Origin of the sequence: Nostoc sp., assembly GCF_036917415.1 — a bacterium.
Lineage (GTDB): Bacteria > Cyanobacteriota > Cyanobacteriia > Cyanobacteriales > Nostocaceae > Nostoc.
On record NZ_JBALDJ010000082.1, the window covers coordinates 1 to 988 of the forward strand.

Sequence of the window (988 nt, forward strand, 5' to 3'; positions counted from 1 at the left end):
TATAGCAGCCGCCAGGCTGGTTAGGACGCTGTACCAAGAACATCTTCCATAGCACTGCGAAGACAGTCAAATTGAATTAACTGTTTACGAATTCGACTTTTTAACCATGACCAGCACCGCTCAATTTTGTTAAGATCAGGTGAATAGGATGGCAAATATTTTAATTGACAGCCTGCTGCTTCAATTAATTCTTTAATATGTCCACCGCGATGAAATGTAGCATTATCTGCAATTACTATTTGTCCTGATTTTAGCGTTGGTATTAAACAAGTTTTTAGCCAAGTCTCAAATACGGTTCTGTTGCAAGCTCCCTCAATAGTAAATGGAGCAAATAAATTCCCATTACAATATGCGGCAATCATATTAACTCGGCCTTTTCTCCTGCCACTTTTGAGTGCATGAAAACGCTCACCCAAGGCATTCCAACCATAGCCATAATCTTCTCTATTATCCATTCCAGCTTCATCTATATAAACTATTTTCTCTGGTTTATACAATGCTATCTCTTCTCTAAATTCTTGTCGTTTAATTTCATCTCGTTCTTGATAACCATAAGTTTTTTTTTACGAGTAAACCCAATTTTATTTAAGGCTCTTGATATTGTGCGATCGCTAATTTTTTCTGGCCATAGTTCAGCCATTTCTACTTGAGTTTTATCCCCATTAACCTCGACAAATTTCTCAAATTTTTCCCAGTCAGTAATTTTATGACCATTTCCTGGTGGTCGACTTGGTAACACTTTGTAATCTCCCGTACTGGCTTTTCGTTGAAGCCAAAGGTTGATTGTATTTCGACTGATTTGAAAAACTTGAGCCGCTTCACTCTTCTTCATTCCGTCTAACTCAATTGCCTGAATTACCTTCTGACGTAAGTCGTAACTGTACGGTTTTGCCATAATCTGTTTTTATACTGAATATATAATCAGTATCTAATCTTACTTTCATTAGAGATTATACTGCTTGTCCTAACCATCTTGGCGGTTGCTATA

Annotated in this window: 1 protein-coding gene; it reads right to left on the reverse strand. The window is 37.1% G+C overall.

What is annotated here, in order from left to right; all coding sequences use genetic code 11:
- Positions 1 to 20 precede the first annotated feature (20 nt).
- A protein-coding gene (locus V7K41_RS17490) for an IS630 family transposase (protein ID WP_334850108.1) occupies positions 21 to 895 on the reverse strand; the annotation gives its coding sequence in 2 pieces (ribosomal slippage) (positions 21 to 563 and positions 566 to 895; 873 coding nt in all).
- Between the last annotated feature and the right edge of the window lie 93 nt (positions 896 to 988).